This window comes from Polaromonas sp. P1_E1_2 (assembly GCF_056406035.1).
In genome coordinates, this window is record NZ_JBFUAZ010000625.1 from 1 (window position 1) to 2,453 (window position 2,453).

The following is a 2,453-nucleotide window of genomic DNA, read 5'->3' on the forward strand; positions in this document are numbered from 1 at the left end:
GATTTGTAGGCCTTGCGGATGTCAAGTATTCCCACCTCAGGATGTTTTCCTCGGCACCTGGCAATTTCATAGGCGGCGACAAGCAACGCGATCACGGCCCGCCTAATACCAAATGTGAGATGATGGATTTCAACTTCCACCTCGTCTACATTGAATGTGAAGACCTTCGGCGCTGTTTTCTTTAACTCTCTGAGATAATTTTTCCAATCCAGGGTGGAAACCTGCTCGGGCTCGAGGAACAACGGCTGTGTAAGCAGTCGATCACGATCCTCCTGTCGACGCCTTTTAAGTAAGTGGCCGAGGCTGTAGTTGCAGCAGTAGAGGAATGGCGGGCCTATTCCCCTCAACTGCAGGAGAATTTTTGTGACCCGGGCATTGGCATCACCCTGATTCGTGAATTGAAATTCATCCCCGAACATCATGCAAACGCCATCTCGCCAGGTAACTCTACGGGCTAGGCTCAATAGGTCCCCGTTATCCCTCGGCATATTGACTCTGTTTTGTCCAACGTTCGTCGAGCCGCCCGATTGACCGGGATGGTGCTCAGATTTCCACCCTAGATTCGGCCCAAGCAGATTGCGCATGGAAGATCCGTTTTTCAATGAGAGAAACCAGCATCGTCGCAACTCAATTCCGTGCAACCCAGGCAAACTTGCGTGAACTACCTGATCAAACAAGCGCTTTAGGGCCGCTAGCAATGCGCTTGTTGAATTGCACCGAAGTCTGACCCGAGTTTTCCATCGAATTTTGACCCACACTCTTTGTGAGCAGAAGGTGCTCACGATGTGGATAAGTTCTTGGTTTTCTCCTTTTTGGGCTGAGTCTTTGCAGAGCTGTTTTTGAATCGATAGCTGTCGTTTCCAGTCTCAAGGATATGACATCTGTGGGTGAGTCGATCTAGAAGAGCGGTCGTCATTTTTGCATCACCAAAGACACTGGCCCATTCTCCAAAGCTCAAATTGGTCGTAATTACGACACTAGTTCTTTCGTAGAGCTTGGAAAGCAAGTGAAAGAGGAGTGCACCTCCTGACTCGCTGAACGGCAGATAGCCCAGCTCATCCAGAATCACCAGATCCACGTACAGCCGCCGCGCGCTCACGCGGGGATCGCGACCTTGACGCTCAAATAAAGTAGCCATTCAGTGACACCAACCGATCGGTAAAAACACTAGCCCGCTAAAGGAGTTATAGGTTTAAAGAGACCGGATTTCGTCATAGAACGAACAAGATGAAACTGGCCCAAAGCCTCCGCGGCATCAATGTCCCCAAGTCGAGCAAAGTCGATCCGCTCCCAATCAGCTCGCGACACCTTCACTGAAAACAGGTACTCCTCCTGAACCTGCCCGGTCGCTGAACTTACTCGCTGGGAGTACCCTGAAAGCAAGACCTCTTGAGAGGTTGGAATCATTGCGAAAGCTTCGCCAAGGAGCCGAAATCCAATTGAGTGAATATGCTGCGCGTACAGCTTTTGAAGCTGCACTGGCCCGAGCTCCTTAATCGAAAGTCTGTAGCCTCTCTGAGGAACGGTCGCTGTCTTCTTCGGCATGTCCTCCGCCTCTGGAAGATCCACATCAAGCCTGACCGAAGTGCCTGATTCGCTAACTTCAAAAGAAACAAGGGTCTCTCTCGGCCAGCCAATGTCAAGCAGGACATTTCCAAAAAAAGACTCCACGGCCTCTTGCTCACCCCTTTGAACTCTAAAGAACAATTGCCTTCGCTCCTCTTCTAAGGCATCGAATTGGCGCTTGGCCTCTTCCCATTCATTCAACGTCAACTCGTAAGTTGCCATCGCATGACGATGCTCCGCGTTAACTCTTTCCACATTCGATCTAAAAAGTTTGGCAAAGAATCCTAGCGACCGGGGTTTCGGTGTCGTAGGCTTTGGTTCAGGAAACAGTTGCTGTTGAAAATGAGGTGGAGTCCTGGGGTCCGGCGTAGACAAGTGAAGTTGACTGACCGCATCAACCTGGTCGTTGATTCTGTCGCACGCCTGTTGGATCAGGCCGCGGATCGAATCACTTTTCTGTGTCTTTGCGGCGGCTATCAACGCATCTGACGCCGGGTTGCCAGATGAATCTCGGAAGCTGACAGTACCGTCGTCAGCGACTTCAACAGTGAGGCTGACGCGCTCCAAGGGTGCGCTTTGAGGACCTGCTACAGCGCTCCTAGCGCCAGAGGTCAACGATTGCCGAAATGAAAGCCCAGTACCGGGAATGCCAGTATTAAGGAATGTCCCGCGCTTTCCTATTCCAACCGACGCACCCCGAGGGCCCAGCGTCCAACTCGCGCAGCTCCCACTCAAGTTCAACCGTATGCCTGGTGCAAGCTTGATAGATTTTCTGAATCGCATATCCACTCCTCTATGCCCCCGTAACCCCGAATGGCACCTTGAGTCTGCACTTTAGTTTGGTAGCGGGCATCATCTACATGGAGTAGAAGGGAGAGGTATGGGGC

General features: G+C 51.5%; 2 protein-coding genes and 2 pseudogenes. All 4 read right to left on the reverse strand.

All coding sequences use genetic code 11. The features are described 5' to 3' along the window. Positions 1-422 (reverse strand): hypothetical protein (locus AC1D1P_RS20905; protein WP_477674284.1); only part of this gene is annotated, 422 nt, incomplete at its 3' end. A gap of 356 nt (positions 423-778) precedes the next feature. Next, positions 779-1,114, reverse strand: a pseudogene (locus AC1D1P_RS20910) (ATP-binding protein); the annotation flags it as partial. A gap of 53 nt (positions 1,115-1,167) precedes the next feature. Then, positions 1,168-2,133 (reverse strand): DUF4236 domain-containing protein, encoded by a 966-nt coding sequence (locus tag AC1D1P_RS20915; protein WP_477674285.1) that lies wholly within the window; start codon positions 2,131-2,133, stop codon positions 1,168-1,170. A gap of 66 nt (positions 2,134-2,199) precedes the next feature. Next, positions 2,200-2,349, reverse strand: a pseudogene (locus AC1D1P_RS20920) (DUF4236 domain-containing protein); the annotation flags it as partial. Positions 2,350-2,453: the final 104 nt, after the last annotated feature.